Below are 20,326 nucleotides of genomic sequence, written 5' to 3'. Positions count from 1 at the left end.
GGTTCCTCCCTGAGTTCGACCCCCGGTCCTCCCGGAACTCATCGGCATCCGCCGTACGGGTAGAACCGTGACAGTTCAACTGGCATAGTCGCCCCAGGAGTGACGTGGGTCACGCACCGAGCATGAGGAGGACGTCCGCGATGTATCCCGGAACCTGGGCCGAGAAGTCCCCCGACAAGCCCGCGCTGGTGATGGCCGGCTCCGGGCGCACCCTCACCTACGCGCAGCTCGACGAGCGCAGCATCCGCCTCTCCCGCCACCTGTACGACGCCGGTCTGCGCCGAGGCGACGTGGTGGCGCTGCTCAGCGACAACACCCCCGAGACCTACGAGGTGTACTGGGCGGCGCTGCGCTCGGGGCTCTACATCACTGCCGTCAACCACAACCTGACCGCGGACGAGGCCGCCTACATCGTCAACGACTGCGAGGCGCGCGCCCTGGTCGTCTCTGCGGCCAAGGCGGAACTCCTCGACGCGATGCAGGGGATCGTGCACGTCGGAGTCCGGCTGGCCTACGGCGGCGAGGTGGCCGACTACGCGTCGTACGAGCAGGCGCTCGCGGCGGCGAGTGCGGTGCCGCTGCCCGAGCAGCCGCACGGCGACGACCTGCTCTACTCCTCCGGCACCACCGGGCGCCCCAAGGGCATCAAGCTGGACCTGCCCACCTACGCCGTGGACGAGCCGGGCTACCAGTACGTGACGATCTTCGGTGCCCTCTACGGGTTCGACACCGAGACCGTCTACCTCTCGCCGGCGCCGGTCTACCACGCGGCTCCGCTGCGCTTCGGCGGTGTGATCCACGCGCTCGGCGGGACGCTGGTGATGATGGAGAAGTTCGAGCCGGAGGCGGCGCTGCGCGCGGTCGCCGAGCACCGGGTCACCCACACCCAGATGGTGCCGACGATGTTCGTGCGGCTGCTCAAGCTGCCCGACGAGGTCCGCGCCGGCTACGACACCTCCTCGCTCGAGGTCGTGGTGCACGCGGCGGCGCCGTGCCCGGTCGAGGTCAAGCGCCGGATGATCGAGTGGCTCGGGCCGATCATCCAGGAGTACTACGCCTCCACCGAGGCCAACGGCGCGACGTTCATCGACTCCGCGACCTGGCTCGAGCACCCCGGCTCGGTGGGGGTGGCCCTGCTCGGCGTCCTGCACATCTGCGGCGAGGACGGCGCCGAGCTCGGCCCCGGCGAGGTGGGCACGGTGTGGTTCGAGCGGGAGGAGGGCAGCTTCAGCTACCACAACGACCCGGCCAAGACCGCGAGCACCCGGCACCCGCAGCATCCGACCTGGACGACGGTGGGGGACCTGGGCTACGTCGACGAGGAGGGCTTCCTCTACCTGACCGACCGCAAGGCGTTCATGATCATCTCCGGCGGGGTGAACATCTATCCCCAGGAGGTCGAGGACCTGTTCAGCCTGCACCCGGCGGTCACCGACATCGCCGTGCTCGGGGTGCCCGACGAGGAGATGGGGGAGCGGGTGGTGGCCTTCGTGCAGCCCGCCGAGGGGGTCGAGCCCGGCGAGGCGCTGGCCGCCGAGCTCACGTCGTACGCCCGGGAGCGGATCGCGCACTACAAGGTCCCGCGCGAGATCCATTTCCGCGACGACCTCCCTCGCACGCCGACGGGCAAGATGGTCAAGGGCAAGCTCCGCGACGAGTACGTCAACTGACCCCCCACACCCCCGACCCGGCGCGAACTCGCACCCCAGCCAGCGCGAGTCGGCGTGAACTCGCGCTCGTGGTGGCGCGAGTCGGCGTGGACTCGCGCTCGTGGTGGCGCGAGTCGGCGTGGACTCGCACTCCCGTCTCGGCGTACGGCGGTGAGGTTGCGCCGATTCGGCACCTCAGCGGTGCGAGGTTGCGCCGAGTCGGCGTCGTACGGCGGTGAGTTCACGCCGAGTCGGCGTCGTACGGCGGTGAGTTCACGCCGACTCGGCGCCTTAGGGGTGGGAGTAGAGGCGGTCCAGGACGTCGGCGTACTTCTGGTGCACGACCCGGCGCTTGACCTTCAGGGTGGGGGTCAGCTCCTCGGACTCGGCCGTCCACTCCACCGGCAGCAGCTCGAAGGCCTTGACCTGCTCGGGGCGGGAGAGCCGCTCGTTGGCGCGGTCCACCGCCTGTTGCGCCATCGCCTGGATGGCCGGCTGCTGGGCGAGGTCGGCGAGGTCGGCGTACTCCAGCCCGAGCTGCTGCGCGACGGCCGGGGCGACGTCGGAGTCCAGGGTGAGGACGGCGACGACGTAGGGGCGGCCCTCGCCGAAGACCAGGGCGTGCCCGACGATCGGGCTCTCCTTGAGGAGGTTCTCGATGTTGGACGGGGCGATGTTCTTGCCCGAGGAGGTGATGATCATCTCCTTCTTGCGGTCGACGACCTTGAGGAAGCCGTCCTCGTCCATCTCGCCGATGTCGCCGGTGTGCACCCAGCCGTCCTCGTCGATCAGCGCCCGGGTGGCGTCCTCCTGGCGGTAGTAGCCCGGCGTGGTGATCGGGCCCCGGGCGAGGATCTCGCCGTCCTCGGCCAGCGTGACCTCGATGCCGGCCAGCGCCCGCCCGACGGTGCCGAGCCGGAACGACTCCGGGCCGCACGAGGCCACTGCCGACGCGGTCTCGGTCATCCCGTAGACGTCGTAGACCTTGATCCCGAGCCCGGCGAAGAACCGGGCGACCTCGACCGGCATCGGGGCCGCCGCGCTGGCCGCCCACTCCACCCGGTCCAGGCCGAGCAGGGCGCGCAGCACCCCGAGGATTGCGGCGTCGGCGGTCTCGAAGCGCGCCTGCAGCTCCGGGCTGGTGGTCTGCCCGGTCTGCTGGGACTCGATGTACTCCAGGCCGACTGCCATCGCGTCCTCGACGAACGCGCGCTTGGCCTCGTCCGGCTCGGCGGCGAGCTTGGCCGAGACGCCGGTCTTGATCTTCTCCCAGACCCGCGGGACGCCGAAGAAGCGCGTGGGCCGCACGCTGCCGAGCGCGCCGACCAGCAGCGAGGGATCGGCGATCAGGTGCACGTGCCCGCCCTGCGACTGCGGGACGTACATGCCCAGGATCCGCTCGGCGATGTGGGCGAAGGGTAGGTAGGAGATGCTCACGCCGGGCTCGGCGATGCCGGCGGTCCTGGTGGAGCCGACCGCCTCGAAGAGGATGTTGCGGTGGGTCAGCACCACGCCCTTGGGGTGGCCGGTGGTGCCGGAGGTGTACAGGATCGTCAGCGGCTGGTCGGGGTCGATCGCCCGCCAGCGCTGCTCGAGCTCCTCGGCGTGCGCCGCGCGGTACGCCGCGCCGGAGCTCGCCAGCTCCTCGAAGGTCGTGAAGCGGTCGCCGGACGGCACGGCCGAGGCGTCCATCAGCACGACCTTGCGGATGCTGCCCGAGGCGTCCAGCGCCTGCTTCCAGCGGGCCAGCTGGTCGGCGCCCTCCAGGAACACCACGCTCGGCTCGGCGTGACCGGCGACGAACAGCACCTGCTCGGGCGCCAGCGTGGCGTAGACCGACATCGGCGTCGCCCCGGCGTGTACGGCGGCCAGGTCGGCCAGCACGTGCTCGGTGCGGCTCGAGGCCATGATCGCCACGGTGTCACCGGGCGCGACCCCGATCTCGAGGAGCCCGGCGGCGAGGTCGAGCGCGCGCTCGCGCACCTCGCGCCAGGTGAGCGTGCGCCAGCCCTGGACGTCGTCGGCGGGGATGCCGATCTTGTCGGAGTACGCCGGCTCGTCGCCGTACTTGTCGACGGTGGCCGCCAGCGCCAGTGGAAGGGTGAGCCCGGCGATCGCCGCCTCGATCTCCGCGCGCTGCTGAAGGGTGTCCGGCATGGGTCTCTCCTCGGGATGAAAGGGGATCAGTAGCTGCGGGGGAGGTGGAGCATCTGGGTGCCGATGTGGGCGAGGATGAGCTCCTCGGCCACCGGGATGTTCTTGCCGATCCGGCTGTCGCGGAAGAGCCGCTCGACCGGGTACTCCTTGGAGTAGGCCATCCCGCCGAACGTCTGGAAGGCCTGGTTCGCCGCCTCCCAGGCCACCTGCGAGCCGGTCAGCTTCGCCACGTTGGTCTCCGCGCCGCACGGACGGCCCTGGTCGAAGAGCCAGGCGGCCTTGTAGGTCATCAGCCGGGCCAGCTCGGTCTTCGCCTTGAGCTGGGCCAGCGGGAACTGCACGGCCTGGTTGGCGCCGATCGGGCGACCGAACACCTCGCGCTCGCGGGCATAGTCGGCCGCCAGGCGCAGTGCCGCCTCGGCCGCCCCGACACCCCCGGCCGCGGCCAGGATCCGCTCGGGGTTGAGTACGTCCCACAGCACCGGGAAGCCGTTGTCGATCTCGCCGATCACGTTGCTCGCGGGGACCCGGACGTCGTCGAAGAAGACCTGGCTGGAGGTGACCACGTTGCCGCCCATCTTCGGGATGGGGGTGTAGGTCAGCGTCCCGTCCGCGACCGCCTGCTCGACGTCCACGAGCAGCACCGTGAAGCCGCCGGTGCGCGAGCCGAGCTTCTCGGCGGCCTGCTCCAGCGGGGTGGTGCGGGTGATCACGATCATCCACCGCGCGTTCTCGATCCCGGAGATCCAGATCTTCTGCCCGCGGATCACCAGCTCGTCGCCGTCGCGGCGCGCGGCCGTGGTGATCGCGATCGCGTTGCTGCCCGCGTCCGGCTCGGTCAGCGCCATGCAGAACTGCGTGGTCCCGGCGGCGACGCCGGGCAGGATCGCCTCGCGCTGGGCCGGCGTGCCGTGGCGGGCCAGCGTCATCGCCCCGAAGCCGGGGGTGAGGATGTAGAGGAAGATGCCGGCGGTGCCCCCCGAGGCGGCGAGCGTCTCGCAGGCCACCGCCAGCTCCAGCATCCCGGCCCCGCCCCCGCCGTACTCCTCGGGGACGCACAGGCCGATCCAGCCGCCCTCGGCGAGGTCGTTCCAGGCCTCGGTGGGGAAGCGGTGCTGCTCCTCGCACTCGGACCAGTAGCGGTGGTCGTACCTGGCGGCCACGGCCGCCACTCCGTCGCGGACGGCGAGCGCCGTCTCGGGCAGGTCGAAGTCCACGACGTCGGCCTCAGATGCCGAGGCTCCGACCGATGATCTCCTTCTGGATCTCGGTCGTGCCCCCGTAGATGGTCTGGATCCGGCTGTCGACGTAGGCCCGGGCGACCGGGTACTCCATCATGTAGCCGTAGCCGCCGTGCAGCTGGACGGCGGCGTCGACGATCCTCTTCTGCAGCTCGGTGGTCCACCACTTCGCCATCGAGGCCAGCGTGGCGTCGGCCTCTCCGCGCATGTGCCGCTGGATGCAGTCGTCGACGAAGACGGTGGCGATCCGGGCCTCGGTCGCCATCTCCGCGAGCACGAAGCGGTTGTGCTGGAAGTTGCCGATCGAGCGGCCGAACGCCTTGCGCTCCTTGGCGTAGCTCAGCGACATCTCCAGTACGTCGCGGCACGCGGCGGCGGCCATCACCGCGATGGAGAGCCGCTCCTGGGGCAGGTTCATCATCAGCGAGATGAAGCCGGTGCCTTCCTCGCCGAGCAGGTTCTCCTTGGGCACGACCACGTCGTCGAAGAAGAGCTCCGCGGTGTCCTGCGCCTTGAGGCCCATCTTGTCGAGGTTGCGGCCGCGCTCGAAGCCCGCCATCCCGCGCTCGAGGACCAACAGGCTGATGCCCTTGTGGCCGGCCTCGGGGTCGGTGCGGGCGACCACGATGACCAGGTCGGCCATGATGCCGTTGGAGATGAAGGTCTTGGAGCCGTTGACGAGGTAGTGGTCGCCCTTGTCGATCGCGGTGGTGCGGATGCCCTGCAGGTCGGAGCCCGCGCCCGGCTCGGTCATCGCGATCGCGGTGACGATCTCGCCGCTCACGCAGCCGGGGAGCCAGCGCTGCTTCTGCTCCTCGGTGCCGAGGCTGGAGAGGTAGGGGACGATGATGTCGGTGTGCACCGGGAAGCCCGGGCCGCTGGCGCCGGCCCGGCTGAGCTCTTCGGCGACGATCATGTTGTAGCGGAAGTCGTCGACCCCGGCCCCGCCGTACGCCTCGTCGACGTCGAAGCAGAGCAGGCCCTGGCTGCCGGCCTTGGTCCACAGCTCGCGGTCCACGATGCCCGCCTCGGCCCAGCGCTCCTGGTGGGGGACGACCTCCTTCTCGATGAAGCTCCGCGCCATCTGGCGGAAGTCCTCGTGCTCCTCGTCGAAGATCTCGCGGGAAAGCTCTGCCATGGGGTTCGTTCCTCCCTCGGTTCCGCGCAGGCGGGGGCCTGCGGCGTCGTCATTGCCGCGGCGACACGTGATCGCTCGCAACACCGCCACTGTGACAGCACCACTGTCACGATGGCAAGAGGCAGGCCGCGCACTGGGCTCGGGAGGTCGGTGGCCGGCGTTTTGCCTGGCCTTGGCGACAGCAATACTGTGACAGTCATGAGTGAGCAACCGGACGACGACGGACTGCTCACGATCGACGAGCTGTCCGCCGCCGTCGGCCTGACGGTCCGCACCACGCGCTACTACGCCAGCCTGGGCCTGGTGCCCGCGCCGATCCGCAAGGGGCGCGTCGCCTACTACGACGAGTCGCACCGCGCCCGCCTGGAGATGGTCCGCGCCCTGCAGGACCACGGGTTCACCCTGCAGGCGATCGAGCGCTACATGTCCTCGCTGCCGGCCGACGCCACCAGCGACGAGCTGGCGCTGCGCCGCGCGATGCTGACCTCGTGGACCGCGCAGCCGGCCGAGGAGCTGACCCTGCGCCAGCTGGAGAAGCGGGTCTCGCGCACGCTCAGCGAGGCCGACCTCGACTTCCTGGTGGGGCTGCGCTCACTGGAGCGCACCGAGAGCGGGGGCTACCGGGCGATGCCCAACCTCCAGGTGAGCGTGGAGCTGCTGGACCTCGACATCCCGATGGAGTCGATGGGCGCCGCCGGCGAGGCGATCAACCGGCACATGGAGTCGCTCGCCTCGGAGCTGACCTCGATCCTGCACCAGGGCGTGCTCGCGCCGTACCGCCAGGAGCGGCACTCCGCCGAGGAGGCGGCGAAGCTGGAGAGCACGATGTCGCGGCTGCGCCAGCTCACCCTCGAGGCGGTCGTCACCGGCTTCCAGCGGGCCGCCAACGACGTGATCACCCGGTCGCTGCTGCGCCCTCGCGGCCGGGACTGACGACGAGGGCCCGGCAGGTCGTGCCTGCCGGGCCCTCGTCGCCTGAGTCAGCGGCGGATCAGGAGATCCACTCCTTGACCTGCTCGACGGTCTTCGCCGGGTCGTCGCTGGCCGGCACCACGTTCAGGCTGGTCACGCCGGCCTCGCGGAAGGCCTCGATGCGCTCCTTGACGTACGACGCGGGGCCGACGAGGTTGGCCGCCTCGAGCCACTCCTGGGGGACCAGCGCCTCGGCCTCCTTCTTCTTGCCCGAGAGGTAGAGGTCCTGGATCTCCTCGGCCTCCTTCTCGTAGCCGTACTGCTTGGCGACGTCGTTGTAGAAGTTCTTGCCCTTGGCGCCCATCCCGCCCACGTAGAGCGCGAACATCGGGCGGGCGAAGTCGAGCAGGCCCTTGACGTCCTCGCCGATCGCGACCATGCCGCCGGCGTTGACCTGCAGCGGCGCCAGGCCCTCCTGGCGCTTGGCGTTGCCCTTGGCCAGCGCGTCGCCCCAGACCAGGTGCGCCTTCTCGGGGTGGAACAGGTGCGGCATCCAGCCGTCGGCGTACTCCGCGGTCTGCTCCACGCTCTTGGGGCCGAGCGCGGCGATCCAGATCGGGATCGTGTCGCGCTCGGGGTGGGTGAGGATCTTCAGGGGCTTGCCCAGCCCGGTCACCGCGCCGTCCTCCTTGGTCAGCGGCAGCTTGAAGACGCCGTCGCTGCTGAGCTTCTCGCGCTTGAGCCCGGCGCGGATGATCTCGACCACCTCGCGGGTGCGGGCCAGGGGCTTGTCGTAGGGGACGCCGTGGAAGCCCTCGATGACCTGGGGCCCGGAGGCGCCCAGACCCAGGATCGCGCGCCCTCCGGAGACGTTGTCCAGCCCGGCCGCGGTCTGCAGCAGCGCCCCCGGCGTGCGCGAGTAGATGTTGAGGATCGCCGAGCCGATCTCGACCTTGTCGGTCTTCGCCGCCAGGTAGCCCATCAGGGTGGGGGAGTCGAAGCCGTAGGCCTCGGCGACCCAGATCTGGTCCAGGCCGGCCTTCTCCAGGGCGGTGACCTGGTCCGCGGCGCTGCGCGGGTTCCCGTCGTACATCAGGGGCATGGAGAGCTTCATCGCGGTTCCGTTCCGGGTCGTCGGCAGGGCTGGGGGCGGGGCCCGGCAACAGTGACAGAGCCGCTGTCAGTATCGCAAGGACCGTGGGGCGTGGTAGGGCTCACGGTGACCGGGGCGACGCGGGCGTGGAGAGCCCCAGCGCGCTGCCCAGCGCATCGGCCAGCTGCGCGGCGTAGCTCTCGGTGACGTGGCCGATGTCCTGGTAGGTGATCGTCGAGCCGACCACGACCGGGCACTTGTCGTCGTGGCAGAACCACGGGCTGGGGTCGACCAGCTCGGTGCCGGTGGTCCGGGTGGCCTCGCGGTTCATCTCGCGCATCTGCGTGGTGCGCGGGTCCGGGCCGGTCAGGCAGGTGCCCAGGTCGGGGCGGCCGGTCGAGAGGCAGTCGGCCGGGTCGAGGCCCAGGCCGGGCACGTCGTCGAGGACCAGCAGCCGCTCGGTCAGCGGTTCGATGCGCTCCAGCAGGTCCACCAGCCCGTCGCGGTACAGCGGGGCGACCTCGTCGTCGTCGGTGACCAGCTCGCCCTCGGACCAGACTCCGCGCCGGGGCACCGAGGTGGACACGATCGTCACGTCCGGCTGCAGCTCGCCGAGCCGCTCCTCGACCCAGTGCCGGAACGCGTTGCAGTCGTCCCACTCCTCGTCTCCGGCGTAGCTGTTGACGGTGATCCGGGCGGCGGTGCAGGCCCGCTTGACGAAGTAGTAGGTCGTCCAGCCGGACCGCTTGGCGATCCGGTCGATGGCGGGGATCCAGTGCCGCCCGTGCGAGTCGCCGAGCACCGCGATGCTGCGCCCGGCGTCGAGGTCGCCACCGGGGCAGACCTTGTCGAAGCTCTCGGCGTAGTCGCACTCGCCCAGGTCGGCGACGTCGTCGCGCAGGTCGGCCAGGTCGGGGGAGAGGTCGCTGGGCAGCGCGACGCCGTTCTCGGCGGCGACGACGGAGGCCTGGACCAGCCCGACCGCGGGGTCCTTGGCGATGTCGTACTTGTCGGCGTCCGCCACGCCGAAGTCCTGGGTGGTGACGGCCGGGGCGTTGCCGCGCTCGCTGGTCTCCCACTCCGTCCAGCGCCAGCCGCCGAGCGCCGTGCCGGCGATCAGGGCGACCGAGACGGGGTAGAGCACCAGGGCGCGCGGGACGGTCCAGCGCCGGGGGTTGCGGAACGGCGTCTCCACCCAGCGGTACGTCGCGGCGGCGAGCGCGAAGGTGACCGCGATGGCGGCCAGCGACTCCAGCGGACCCAGGTCGCGGCCGAGCCTGCTCTCGACGAGGACCAGGACCGGCCAGTGCCACAGGTACAGCGAGTAGGACCAGTCGCCGATCACCCGCATCGGGGGCAGCGAGAGCATCCGCAGCGGCGCCGGACCGGGCTGGGTCAGCCCCGCCCCCGAGAGCAGCACCATCGCGGTGCCGGCCACCGGCAGCAGCGCGGCGTAGCCGGGGAAGGGCGTGGCGTCGATGAAGAAGAGCGTCGCGGCCGCGATCAGCAGCAGCCCGGTGCTGCTCAGCGCCGCCCGGGTGAAGTGGTCGAAGCGCCGGGCCAGGGCGGGGGCGACCAGCGCCACCAGCGCGCCGGCGCCGAGCTCCCAGCCCCGGGCGAACGGCGAGAAGTACGCGTCGGTCGGCGCGGTGCGGGTGAGCAGGATCGACCAGCTGAAGCTCGCCGCGGTCGCGGCCAGCAGCAGCACGAAGACGGTGAGCCGGCGGACCCGCACCGGGGTCTCGGGGGAGCCGCTCCCGCTGCCGCCGGCGCCGCGCCGGCGGCGCAGCCGGTGCCACCCGGTGACCGCGAGCAGCACCAGCGGCCAGACCAGGTAGAACTGCTCCTCCACGGCCAGCGACCAGTAGTGCTGCAGCGGGCTGGGCCCCTGGTCCTGGGCGAAGTAGTCGGTGCCCACCGAGGCGAAGCGGAAGTTGGCGGCGAACAGCGACGCCCAGACCGCGTCCCGGACCACCTCGAGGGCGTCGAGGGCGCTGAGCACGATCAGCGAGGCCAGCACGCTGACGGCGAGGACCAACGTGGCCGCGGGCAGGATCCGGCGCGCCCGCCGGGCGTAGAAGCCGCGCAGCGAGATCGTCCCCTCGCGGCCCAGCTCGCGGTAGAGCTGGTCGGAGATCAGGAACCCCGAGATCACGAAGAACACGTCGACGCCGATGAACCCGCCGGTGAACGGGCCGATTCCGAAGTGCGCGACGATCACGGTCAGCACCGCGACCGCCCGCAACCCTTGGATGTCGCCCCGGAACCCCGGCTTGGTACTCGTCATCGTCGGGTGAATCTAGCAAGCGTGCTCAGTGCCGCCCGTTCCAGGACTCCCACAGTGCGGCGTACGACCCACCGGCGGCGACCAGCTCGTCGTGGCTGCCCAGCTCCGCGATCCGGCCGTCCTCCACCACCGCGACCCGGTCGGCGTCGTGGGCGGAGAAGAGCCGGTGCGCGATGGCGATCACGGTGCGGCCCTCGAGCACCGCGGCCAGCGAGCGCTCCAGGTGCCGGGCGGCGCGCGGGTCGATCAGCGAGGTCGCCTCGTCGAGCACCAGCGTGTGCGGGTCGGCCAGCACCAGTCGGGCCAGCGCGACCTGCTGGGCCTGCGCGTCGGGTAGGTGCCGCCCACCCGAGCCGACGACGGTGTCCAGCCCGTCGGGCAGGGCGTCGACCCAGTCGAGCGCGTCGACGGCCGCCAGCGCGTCGCGGATCTCGGGGTCGCCGGCGCCGGGTGGCGCGGCGAGCGCCAGGTTCTCGCGCAGGGTGCCGACGAAGACGTGGTGCTCCTGGGTGACCAGGGCGACGTGGCCGCGCAGCTCGTCGAGCGGGAGCTCGGTGAGCCCCACCCCGCCGACGGTCACCGAGCCGGTCCGGGGCGGGTGGATCCCGGCCAGCAGCCGGCCGAGCGTGGACTTGCCCGCCCCCGAGGGCCCGACCATCGCGATCCGCTCACCCACCCCCACGTCCAGGTCGACGCCGTGCAGCACGTCGCGGCCCGGCACGTAGGCGAAGCGCACGTCGCGGGCGTCGAGCTTCTCGCCGTCGGGCCGGGCGCCGGTGACCTCGCGGTCGTCGGGCACCTCGGCGACGCCGAGCAGCCGGGCCAGCGACGCGATGCCGAGCTGGAGCTCGTCGAGGATCGAGACGATCCGGTCCACGGGGTCGATCAGCATCTGCACGTACAGCGTGGCGGCGGTGACGTCGCCCAGCGACACCTCGCCGCGGGTGTAGAGCCAGCCGCCCAGGAGCAGTGTCGCCACCGTGGGCAGCAGGTAGGACATCTCCATGCTCGGGAAGAACACGGTGCGCAGCCGCAGCGTGTAGCGCTCGGCGTCGAAGGAGTCGGCGATGTCGGCGTCGATGGCCCGGATCCGCTCCTGGCTCAGACCGAGCGCCTCGACCGTCCGGGCGCCCTCCACGGTCTCGGTCAGCGTCGCGTTGATCTGCGAGTACGTCGCGCTCTCGCGCAGGTAGCCGTCCTTGGCCCGGGCCAGGTACCACCGCAGCCCGATCACCAGCGGGGGCACGCCGAGCAGGCAGGGCAGGGCGACCCACCAGCCCACGCTCAGCGCGGCGGCGAAGGTGAGGACCGCGGTGACGACCGCGATCGTCCACTCCGGCAGCGCCATCCGCACCGACCAGCCGAGCTGGTCGACGTCGCGGTTGGTGCGGGTGAGCAGGTCGCCGGAGCCGGCCGACTCCACCACCCCCACCGGCAGGGCGAGGGTGTTGTCGACGAAGTCCTCGCGCAGCTGGGCGAGGACCTCCTCGCCCAGCACCTGGCTGAGCAGCCGGGCGTAGCGGGTGAGCACGGTCTGCACCACCAGGAAGCCGGCCAGCAGGGCGACGGTCCGGTCCACCCGGTCCAGCGTGGTGCCGGCCTCGACGGCCTGGACGAGGTCGCCGAGCAGGCGCGGCGCGGCCAGCGCGGCCGTGGCCGCCGCGACGTGCAGGGCCAGGGTCGCGCCCAGCATCCGCGGGTGGCGGCGGGCGATCTGCACCGCGTAGCGGCGCACGGCGCGGCTGTCGGCCACGGGCAGGGCGGTGCTCATCGGGTCGGCTCCAGCTCGGTGTCGGACTCGGTCTCGCGGGTGACCACCCGGCGATACCCGGGGTGGCTCTCGAGCAGGCTCGCGTGGGTGCCGCTGGCGACGACGCGGCCCTGGTCCAGCAGCACCACCCGGTCCACGGCGTCGAGCAGCAGCGGGCTGGTGGTGGTGACCACCGTGGTCCGCCCGGCCCGGTGCGCGCGCAGCCGGGCCGCGATCCGGGCCTCGGTGTGCGCGTCCACCGCCGAGGTGGGCTCCACCAGCACCAGCACCTCCGGCTCGATCGCCAGCGCGCGGGCCAGCACCAGGCGCTGGCGCTGGCCTCCGGAGAAGCTGCGCCCGCGCTCGGCGACGTGGGTGTCCAGCCCCTCGGGCAGGGCCTCGAGGATGTCGTGCGCCGACGCCGTGGTCAGCGCCGCGCCCACGTCGCCCGAGCCGGTGACGTCGAGCCGCTCGCCCAGGGGGCCGGAGAACAGCGCGCTCCCGGTGTCGCTGACCACGATCCGGCGCCGCACCTCCGCGCGCGCCAGCGCCGAGAGCGGTACGCCGCCCAGCCGCACGTCGTCGTCGGCGTCGGCGGTGCACAGGCCGAGCCGGTCGGCCAGCAGCGCCGTCTCGCCCGGCTGCTCGCAGACCAGCGCGGTGATCTCGCCGGGGCGGAGCACCAGCCCGGTGCGCGCGTCGTACAGCTCGGAGCCGGCGGGCGGGCTGGGCGCCGGGTCCGCGGGGTCGCTCAGGTCGGGGGTGAGCGCCAGCACCCGGCACACCCGCCGGGCGGCGACGCGGGCGCGGATGAACTTGTTGGCGTACTCGGTGGCGGTGCGCAGCGGGATCATCAGGAACGCGGCGTAGCCGTAGAACGCCACCAGCTCGCCGGGGGTGATCCGCCCCGACACCGCGTAGCGGGCGCCGATCCAGACCACCACGACGACGAAGACGCCGGGCAGGAGCACCTGCAGCGCCTCCAGGATCGACTGCAGCCGGGCGAGCGCCACTCCGGCGGCGCGGGTGGACTGCGACTCGCGCCGGTAGCGCTCGAGGAAGACCTGCTCGCCGCCGATGCCGCGCAGCACCCGCAGGCCGCTGACGATGTCGGCGGCGGTGCTGGACAGCGCGCCGGTCAGCTCGCGCTGGTGGGTGGCACGGCGCTGCAGCGGGCTGAGCAGCGGGCCGACGGCGACCATCAGCGCCGGCACCCCGATCAGCACCACCAGCCCCAGGGTGAGCGAGGTCTGCAGCAGGATCACCGCGACCAGCAGGAAGCTGACGATCGCGCCGGCGAAGCGAGCGGAGACGTCCATCACCTGGCCCAGGTGGGACAGGTCGCTGGTGCCGATGGTGATCACCTCGCCGGTGGAGACCTTGCGCGGCAGCGTGCCGCCCAGGTCCACCGCCTGCCGGCCGACCAGCTGCACGGTGCGGTAGGCGGCGGTCAGCCAGTTGGTCACCGCGAAACGGTGCCGGATGATGCCGCTGGCCGCCTGGACGATGCCGATCGCGAGCAGGATCGCGCCCCAGCGCAGCAGCTCCTCGCCGTCGCGCTCGGCGACGCCGCGGTCGATGGCGCGCCCGATCACGGCGGGCATCACGGCCTGGGCGCTCATCCAGATGATGCCGAAGAGCGCACCCAGCGCCAGCGTGTGCCACTGCCCCTTGGCCAACCACCACAGGAACCGGCCCTCGGAGCGATGATCGGCGGTGCCGGGGTGTTCGAGGGGAAGGATGCGCACTGCCGGGACGGTACCTACCCGATGCCGTGCGGCGCGACTCGTTTTCCCGGTGGGTGCCGCCTCAGTCGGCGCCCGGCGACGAGGGCTGCCTCGAGCGGCCGACCAGGTAGGGCACCACCGTCAGCAGCACGACGCAGACCACGAGCAGCGATCCGCCGACCGTCATCGCGGCGCGGCGGTCGACGACCACGTCGAAGACGAGGGTGACCATGCCGGTCAGCAGTGCTGCCGCCGCGCCGAGAGCGACCGCCACGAGGCGGTGGGCGGTGCGCACCAGGCGCTGCTTGACGTGCTGGCCGAAGAGCCGGCGGTGCACCGCGATCGGCGTGATCAGCAGGCAGGTGGTGAGCCCGGCCACGACCACCAGAGCCAGGTAGAGCGAGCGCTGGAAGGAGTCCAGGTCCTCGAAGCGCTCCTGGAAGGGGAGGGTGAGCAGGAACCCCGCGATCAGCTGCACGCCGGTCTGCAGGACTCGCATCTCCTGCAGGAGCTCGGCCCAGTTGCGGTCGTGCTTCTGTGAGGGCGACTCGTTGCGCTCGTCGACGGGATCGGGTGAGCTCATCGGTGCGGCGGTTCCCCGATCACGCCCGCCCCAAGCCGTCGACCACCTCGACGCCCGGCAGCCGGCCCAGCGCCGCGCCGGAGACCAGCAGCTTGGAGCCGCGTACGCCGGAGCCGAGGATCGCGACGTCGCACTCGAGCACCAGCGGGTCGAGCAGCACCCGCCAGTCCTGCGGCAGGCCGAGCGGGGTGATCGCGCCGTCCTCCATCCCGGTCTCGGCCACCGCCCGCTCCATCGCCAGGAACGACGCCTTGCGCACGTCGAGGGTGCGCTTGACCAGGTTGTTGACGTCGGCGCGGGTGTCGGCGCGCACGACGCACGCGGCGATCCGCTCCACGCCCTCGCGCCGGCCGGCCACCACCACGCAGTTGGCGCTCGCGGTGAGCGGCAGCCGGTAGGCCTCGGTCATCGCGGCGGTGTCGGCCAGCGCCGGGTCGATCTCCACCACCGCGACACCGGCGGCGTCGGGCCAGCCCGACAGGGCGGCGGCGACCGGCGGCGCGAGCAGCTCTGGGTGCTCGCCGGCCGGCAGCGAGCGCAGGGTTCCGATCGTCGGCAGACTCATCGGGCCATCATCGACCATTCACCTGGCGGCCACCCGCAGGGCGCCGCGCTGACGCGTCGGGCTGCTCGGGTGGGGTCATGACCACCATCGTCGCCCATCGGGGCGCCTGCGGGGACCGACCCGAGCACACCCTGGCCGCCTACCGGGCCGCCCTGGAGGGGGGAGCCGACGCGCTCGAGGTCGACCTCGTCCCCACCGCCGACGCCGTCCTGGTGGCCCGGCACGACAGCGAGCTCAGCCTCACCACCGACGTGGCCGGCCGGGCCGAGCTGCGGGAGTGGCGCACGATCAAGCTGATCGACGGACGCCCGCTGGCCGGCTGGTTCGTCGAGGACCTGACGCTGGCGCAGGTGCGCACGTTGCGCGCCCGGGAGCGCCACCGGCTCACCAGGACGGCGAGCGCGGCGCACGACGGACGGGAGGGCGTGCCGACGCTGGAGGATGTGCTCGGGCTGGTCCGGGCCGAGTCGGTGCGCCGAGGGCGCCGCGTCGGCCTGCTGCTGGAGCTCAAGCACCCCTCGTACTACGCGGCGCTGGGGTTGCCGCTGGAGGACCTGGTCCTCGACGTGCTGCGCCGCTACCACCTCGACCACCACGGCTCGGGGGTCCGGGTGATGTCCTTCGAGACCACCGTGCTGCGGCGGCTCTCGCGGCGCACCACGCTCGGTCTGGTCCAGCTGCTGGATCGCCCCGAGCGGCACCCGGCGGACCTGGTCCTCGCCGGCGATCGGCGCAGCTACGCCGACCTGGCGACGGTGGCGGGCCTGTCCTGGATCGACGGGTACGCCGAGGCGATCGGGCCGCACAAGGAGCTCGTGGTGCCCCGCGACCGGACCGGCGCCGGCCTGGCCCCCACGGCGCTGGTCGGCGACGCTCACCGGCGCCGGCTGGCGGTCCACGTCTGGACGCTGCGCGCGGAGAACCGCTTCCTGCCCCGGCAGCTGCGCCGTGGGCCGGCGCCGGACGCGCACGGGGACCTGGTCGGCGAGGCGCGTGCGCTCACCGCGGCCGGAGTGGACGGGTTGATCACCGACCACCCGGCCCTGCTGGTCGACCCGAGCCGCGCCACGGCTCACTCCTCGGGCAGGAGCGCCCAGGCCACCAGGTAGGCGATGACGACGCTGCCCAGCCCGAAGATCGCGGCCAGCACGGTGACCAGCCGCACCGCGGTCACGTCCACGCCGAGGTAGTCGGCCACCCCGGAGCAGACGCCCGCGATCATCCGGTCGTCGCTGCGGCGCACCAGGCGGCGCCCGGACCACGGCCGGGAGGCCCGGTCACCGGGAGGCGGCTGCTCGCCCGGGGACTGGCCGGGCGGCTGCTGGCCGGGCTGCTGGCCCGGGTCGGGCGGAGGGAGCGTGCTCATCGGAACTCCTCGGTGTCGGCGGTCTCGTGGTCGGGGAAGGCAGGGGGAGCGGCGGCGCGGTTGCGCCGCGCGGCGCGGATGCCGAGCGCGAGCAGGCCCGCGGCGCCGCCGAGCACCCAGGGCACCGGGAGCAGGAAGCGCAGGTCGTCACCCGAGGCGACGTCGCTGACCAGCAGCGCCCAGATCCCCACCATGGTGAGGAAGGCGAGCCCCATCACCAGGTAGCCGACCTCCACCGGGTGGCGTCGGGGCTGGCGGGTGGCGGTCGGGTCGGTGCTCATCGGCGTTCTCCCTGGTGAGAGGCGGGGTGCTGGAGGCGAGGTGCTCGACGGCGGTGCTCGAGGGTGGTGGTGGGGCTCATGGCTCGTGGACCTCGATGACGCCCACCGCGAGCGTGACGTCGATCGTCAGCTGCCCGGGGGAGGTGGCGTCGCCGTCCGAGGTCTCGCGCAGTGCCTGCTCGGCGAGGTCGACGCCCGCGGCGTGCGTGCCGAAGACCGAGAGGCTGCCGAGTCCGTCGACGGCCGTCTCCACCCGCACGTCGACCCCGTCGGGCACCGTCACCTCGAGTCGCCCGACGTCACCCTCCACCTGGATCGTGCTCCCGGCGAGCGTCTCGGGGTCGGCGACCTGCGACAGGTCGAGGTACAGCTCGCCCACCTCGACGTCGTAGCGGTCCTCCACGTCGGCGGCGGCCGTCGGGGTGGCGCGGACCGCGGTCTCGTCGTACTCGTCGGCGGCGGTGGTGAAGGCCAGGGCCAGGGCGGCGATCAGGCCGAGCGTGACCAGCCCGCCGGCCCGGCCGAACCACGCTCCGAGCAGCAGCATCGCGGCGATCACACCCAGCGCCAGCGCCGGGTAGGCGGAGTCGGGCACGGAGGCGCCCGCCAGGTCGATCAGGGACAGCACGCCGAGCCCGAGCGCCAGCAGCGCGAGCGTCCAGCCGATCAGGATCGGGCCCCGGCGCGGCGGCCGGGGCGGCACCGGCGCGACGGGCGCGTAGGCCATCTGCCCCGGGGGTGCGGAGTACGCAGACGGCGGCTGGTGGACCTGGGGCCCGTCCTTGGTGAACGAGACGCCGGTGCCCGGCGCGTAGGGCGCACCGCTGGCCGGGCGACCGGTCGGTGCGCCGGGGCTGCCGCCGGGAGCGGAGCCGCGCTTGCTCAGCACGTAGGCGACCACCACCGCGACCACGGCCAGCGGCCAGGGGAACCAGCCACCTCCCCAGGGGCCCCAGGTGTCGCCGAGCAGCATCAGGGCGGCGAGCACGCCCACCGCGATCACCCCGGCGCTGCGGGCACCGTCGTCGAGCGGCACGATCGCGGCGTCGCTGCCGTCCTCGGGGATCAGCAGCCACAGCGCCAGGTAGAGCATGACGCCCGCACCGCCGAAGAAGGCGAGCACCACCAGGACGACCCGGACGATCGCGGGGTCGATGTCGAGGTGGCGGGCCACGCCGCCGGCGACGCCGGCGACGTGGCGCTGCCCGCCGGTCGTACGGCGCAGCCGGGCGAGGTCGCCCACCTGGTCGCGGGTGACCCGGGGGCCGTCGTCGTGGGGGGCGTCGGGGGGAGGCCCACCGGTCGGGCTCTCCGGGGAACCGCCGCCGGCGGGAGGTGTGGTGGTCATGGCGCCAGCCTGCTCCGCCCGGCGGGCCGCCGCCATCGGGGACACCCCCGGTTCCGCACGACGCGACCCCGAGAGGGACGGGTGCGCCGGCGGCGAGGAACCAGGGGGTTCTCAGGGTCCGACCTCATGGTTGCGACCCTCGCGCTGTGTGACGATGGAGGGGCCATGTCCCCGCCCGATGCCTCCCTCGCCGGCCAACCTGGCCCGCGCCGCGCCCTGCGGGACCTGCGCGAACCCGTCCTGGGCGGCGTCGCCGCCGGCCTGGCGCGGCACCTGGCGGTGCCGACCACCTGGGTGCGCGCCGCCTTCCTCGTGCTGTGCGCCATCGGCGGTCTCGGGGCCGTGCTCTACGCCGGCCTGTGGCTGGTGCTGCCGGCCGACCAGGAGCGTCCCGTCCAGTCGCCGGGGCTGGAGAGCCACACCCGGGCGGGCCGGCGACCCGGTCGCGCCGCCCGGATCGGCGACGCCGGGCCGGCGGTCGTGCTCGGCGCGCTGGTCCTCGGCGCCGTCCTGGTCCTGGAGGCGGCGTTCGGGCGAGGGGCCGTGCTCTGGCCGCTCGTGCTGGGCGCCGTCGGCCTGACCCTGCTGTGGCGCCAGGCCGACGAGGCGCAGCGCGAGCGCTGGCTCGACACCAGCGGACGCATCGATCCGGTCCGGGTCGTCTTCGGCAGCGGTGGCTGGGCGGCGTACGCGCGGATCGCGGCCGGCATGGTGCTGGTCATCGTCGCGCTGCTCCTGATCGGCTTCGACCGGGCCTCCCTCGACCAGGGCAGCGGGCTCCTGATGGCCGGCGGACTCGGCGTGCTCGGCGTGGGGCTGGTCGCCGGCCCGTGGATCTTCCGCCTGGCCTCCGACCTGACCGCCGAGCGCGAGGAGCGGATCCGCACCCAGGAGCGCGCCGACGTCGCCGCGCACCTGCACGACTCGGTGCTGCAGACGCTGGCGCTGATCCAGCGCAGCGCCGACGACGGCCCCACCGTGGCCCGGCTGGCCCGCGCCCAGGAGCGCGAGCTGCGCGCCTGGCTCTACGCGGCCGAGGCCGCCGACGCCTCCACGCTGGTCGGGGCCCTGCGCGAGGTGGTCGCCCAGGTGGAGGACGGCTACGGAATCGCGGTCACCGTCGTCGGGGTCGGCGACTGTCCGCTCTCCGAGCGTCTCCAGCCGGTCGTGGCGGCCACCCGCGAGGCGGTGACGAACGCCGCCAAGCACTCCGGGGTCGCCAGCGTCGACGTCTACGCCGAGGTGGGCCCGGGTGCCGTGGACGTGTTCGTCCGCGACCGGGGCGTCGGGTTCGTCCTCGACGACGTCTGCGACGACCGGTACGGCGTGCGCCACAGCATCCTGGGCCGGATGGTGCGCCACGGTGGCACGGCCGAGGTCCGCAGCGCCCCCGGCGAGGGCACCGAGGTCCGCCTGCACATGCCCGTGCCGACCCAGGCACAACCAGATCCCTCCCACGCCGATCCCTCCCACGCCGATGCATCCCATCGCGATCCGTCCCTCGAGGAGCAGCCCGATGAGCACCCCCACAGCTGAGCGCGCCGGCCAGGTCCGGGTGGTGGTCGTCGACGACCACGCGATGTTCCGCACGGGGGTGCGCGCCGAGATCGGGGCCGCGGTCGACGTCGTGGCCGAGGCCGCGGACGTGGACGAGGCGGTCCGGGCCATCGCCGAGCAGCACCCCGACGTCGTCCTGCTCGACGTGCACCTGCCCGGTGGGGGAGGCGGGGAGGTGATGCGCCGGCTCGCCGCGCGCCAGCTGCGCACCTGCTACCTGGCGCTGTCGGTGAGCGACTCCGCCGAGGACGTGATCGGCACCATCCGGGCAGGCGCGCGCGGCTACGTCACCAAGACCATCACCGGCCCCGAGCTGGTCGACGCGATCCGTCGGGTGGCCGAGGGCGACGCCGTGTTCTCCCCGCGCCTGGCGGGCTTCGTGCTCGACGCGTTCGCGGGCTCCATCGAGGTCGCCGCCGTCGACGAGGACCTCGACCGGCTCACCGAGCGCGAGCGGGAGGTGATGCGGCTGATCGCGCGCGGGTACGCCTACAAGGAGGTGGCCAGGGAGCTGTTCATCTCGATCAAGACCGTGGAGACCCACATGTCGAGCGTGCTGCGCAAGCTGCAGCTCTCCTCGCGCCACGAGCTCACCCGGTGGGCCTCGGAGCGCCGGCTGCTCTGAGTCGCGTTTCGGTCGGGCTGCCACGGGGTATCCGCCCCGCACTGCCC

Annotated in this window: 17 protein-coding genes; 5 read left to right on the top strand and 12 right to left on the bottom strand. The window is 72.9% G+C overall.

The window, feature by feature from the left end:
- Positions 1-140 precede the first annotated feature (140 nt).
- Complete coding sequence (locus AC6EH9_RS17260) at positions 141-1,670, top strand: acyl-CoA synthetase (RefSeq protein ID WP_498424853.1); 1,530 nt, start codon at positions 141-143, stop codon at positions 1,668-1,670.
- A gap of 270 nt (positions 1,671-1,940) precedes the next feature.
- Here AC6EH9_RS17260 and AC6EH9_RS17255 read toward each other — a convergent pair whose 3' ends face one another.
- From AC6EH9_RS17255 to AC6EH9_RS17245, 3 genes are read right to left on the bottom strand one after another with little or no spacing between them, the layout of a single operon-like run.
- Positions 1,941-3,806 carry an AMP-dependent synthetase/ligase gene (locus AC6EH9_RS17255; RefSeq protein WP_498424851.1) on the bottom strand — a complete coding sequence of 622 codons (1,866 nt, stop codon included), beginning with the start codon at positions 3,804-3,806 and terminating at the stop codon, positions 1,941-1,943.
- 26 nt (positions 3,807-3,832) lie between these two features.
- Positions 3,833-5,023: an acyl-CoA dehydrogenase family protein gene (locus tag AC6EH9_RS17250; RefSeq protein WP_498424850.1), complete on the bottom strand. Its 1,191-nt coding sequence runs from the start codon at positions 5,021-5,023 to the stop codon at positions 3,833-3,835.
- Between the two features lie 10 nt (positions 5,024-5,033).
- Positions 5,034-6,185 (bottom strand): acyl-CoA dehydrogenase family protein, encoded by a 1,152-nt coding sequence (locus AC6EH9_RS17245; protein ID WP_498424848.1) that lies wholly within the window; start codon positions 6,183-6,185, stop codon positions 5,034-5,036.
- A 198-nt stretch (positions 6,186-6,383) separates the two neighbouring features.
- Between AC6EH9_RS17245 and AC6EH9_RS17240 the strand changes: the two genes are divergently transcribed.
- Positions 6,384-7,118: a MerR family transcriptional regulator gene (locus AC6EH9_RS17240; RefSeq protein WP_498424846.1), complete on the top strand. Its 735-nt coding sequence runs from the start codon at positions 6,384-6,386 to the stop codon at positions 7,116-7,118.
- Positions 7,119-7,176: 58 nt separating this feature from the next.
- Here AC6EH9_RS17240 and AC6EH9_RS17235 read toward each other — a convergent pair whose 3' ends face one another.
- From AC6EH9_RS17235 to AC6EH9_RS17210, 6 genes are all read right to left on the bottom strand, one after another.
- Positions 7,177-8,211, bottom strand: coding sequence for an LLM class F420-dependent oxidoreductase (locus AC6EH9_RS17235; protein WP_498424844.1), 1,035 nt, complete (start codon positions 8,209-8,211; stop codon positions 7,177-7,179).
- Between the two features lie 100 nt (positions 8,212-8,311).
- On the bottom strand, positions 8,312-10,477 hold the full coding sequence (locus AC6EH9_RS17230) for an acyltransferase family protein (protein ID WP_498424842.1): 2,166 nt from the start codon (positions 10,475-10,477) through the stop codon (positions 8,312-8,314).
- Between the two features lie 25 nt (positions 10,478-10,502).
- A complete protein-coding gene (locus AC6EH9_RS17225) occupies positions 10,503-12,248 on the bottom strand; it encodes an ABC transporter ATP-binding protein (RefSeq protein WP_498424841.1) in 1,746 nt (581 codons plus the stop codon).
- Positions 12,245-13,975, bottom strand: a complete 1,731-nt coding sequence (locus AC6EH9_RS17220) for an ABC transporter ATP-binding protein (protein ID WP_498424840.1) — start codon at positions 13,973-13,975, stop codon at positions 12,245-12,247. Before AC6EH9_RS17220 ends, AC6EH9_RS17225 begins: the two co-directional genes overlap by 4 nt.
- A 61-nt stretch (positions 13,976-14,036) precedes the next feature.
- Positions 14,037-14,537: a DUF6328 family protein gene (locus AC6EH9_RS17215; protein ID WP_498424839.1), complete on the bottom strand. Its 501-nt coding sequence runs from the start codon at positions 14,535-14,537 to the stop codon at positions 14,037-14,039.
- 19 nt (positions 14,538-14,556) lie between these two features.
- Complete coding sequence (locus AC6EH9_RS17210; protein ID WP_498424837.1) at positions 14,557-15,102, bottom strand: YbaK/EbsC family protein; 546 nt, start codon at positions 15,100-15,102, stop codon at positions 14,557-14,559.
- Between the two features lie 77 nt (positions 15,103-15,179).
- Here AC6EH9_RS17210 and AC6EH9_RS17205 point away from each other — a divergent pair, with 77 nt between their 5' ends.
- Positions 15,180-16,211, top strand: coding sequence for a glycerophosphodiester phosphodiesterase family protein (locus AC6EH9_RS17205; protein ID WP_498424835.1), 1,032 nt, complete (start codon positions 15,180-15,182; stop codon positions 16,209-16,211).
- Here the strand turns inward: AC6EH9_RS17205 and AC6EH9_RS17200 are convergent.
- The 3 genes from AC6EH9_RS17200 to AC6EH9_RS17190 form a co-directional block, all read right to left on the bottom strand.
- Positions 16,175-16,468 carry a PspC domain-containing protein gene (locus AC6EH9_RS17200; protein ID WP_498424834.1) on the bottom strand — a complete coding sequence of 98 codons (294 nt, stop codon included), beginning with the start codon at positions 16,466-16,468 and terminating at the stop codon, positions 16,175-16,177. The two genes, AC6EH9_RS17205 and AC6EH9_RS17200, sit on opposite strands and share 37 nt — an antisense overlap.
- On the bottom strand, positions 16,465-16,749 hold the full coding sequence (locus AC6EH9_RS17195; protein WP_498424832.1) for a hypothetical protein: 285 nt from the start codon (positions 16,747-16,749) through the stop codon (positions 16,465-16,467). The genes AC6EH9_RS17200 and AC6EH9_RS17195 overlap by 4 nt, the downstream gene beginning before the upstream one ends.
- Positions 16,750-16,825: 76 nt before the next feature.
- Positions 16,826-18,097 (bottom strand): PspC domain-containing protein, encoded by a 1,272-nt coding sequence (locus AC6EH9_RS17190; protein WP_498424831.1) that lies wholly within the window; start codon positions 18,095-18,097, stop codon positions 16,826-16,828.
- A gap of 165 nt (positions 18,098-18,262) precedes the next feature.
- Here AC6EH9_RS17190 and AC6EH9_RS17185 point away from each other — a divergent pair, with 165 nt between their 5' ends.
- Together AC6EH9_RS17185 and AC6EH9_RS17180 are read left to right on the top strand one after the other, a co-directional pair.
- Positions 18,263-19,633, top strand: coding sequence for an ATP-binding protein (locus AC6EH9_RS17185; RefSeq protein ID WP_498424829.1), 1,371 nt, complete (start codon positions 18,263-18,265; stop codon positions 19,631-19,633).
- Positions 19,614-20,279: a response regulator gene (locus AC6EH9_RS17180; RefSeq protein ID WP_498424827.1), complete on the top strand. Its 666-nt coding sequence runs from the start codon at positions 19,614-19,616 to the stop codon at positions 20,277-20,279. The genes AC6EH9_RS17185 and AC6EH9_RS17180 overlap by 20 nt, the downstream gene beginning before the upstream one ends.
- Positions 20,280-20,326: the final 47 nt, after the last annotated feature.

The sequence above is a fragment of the Nocardioides sp. Z21_20 genome (assembly GCF_059766585.1).
Note: the sequence above shows the minus strand (reverse complement) of the source record. Positions and strands in the feature narration are given on the sequence as shown.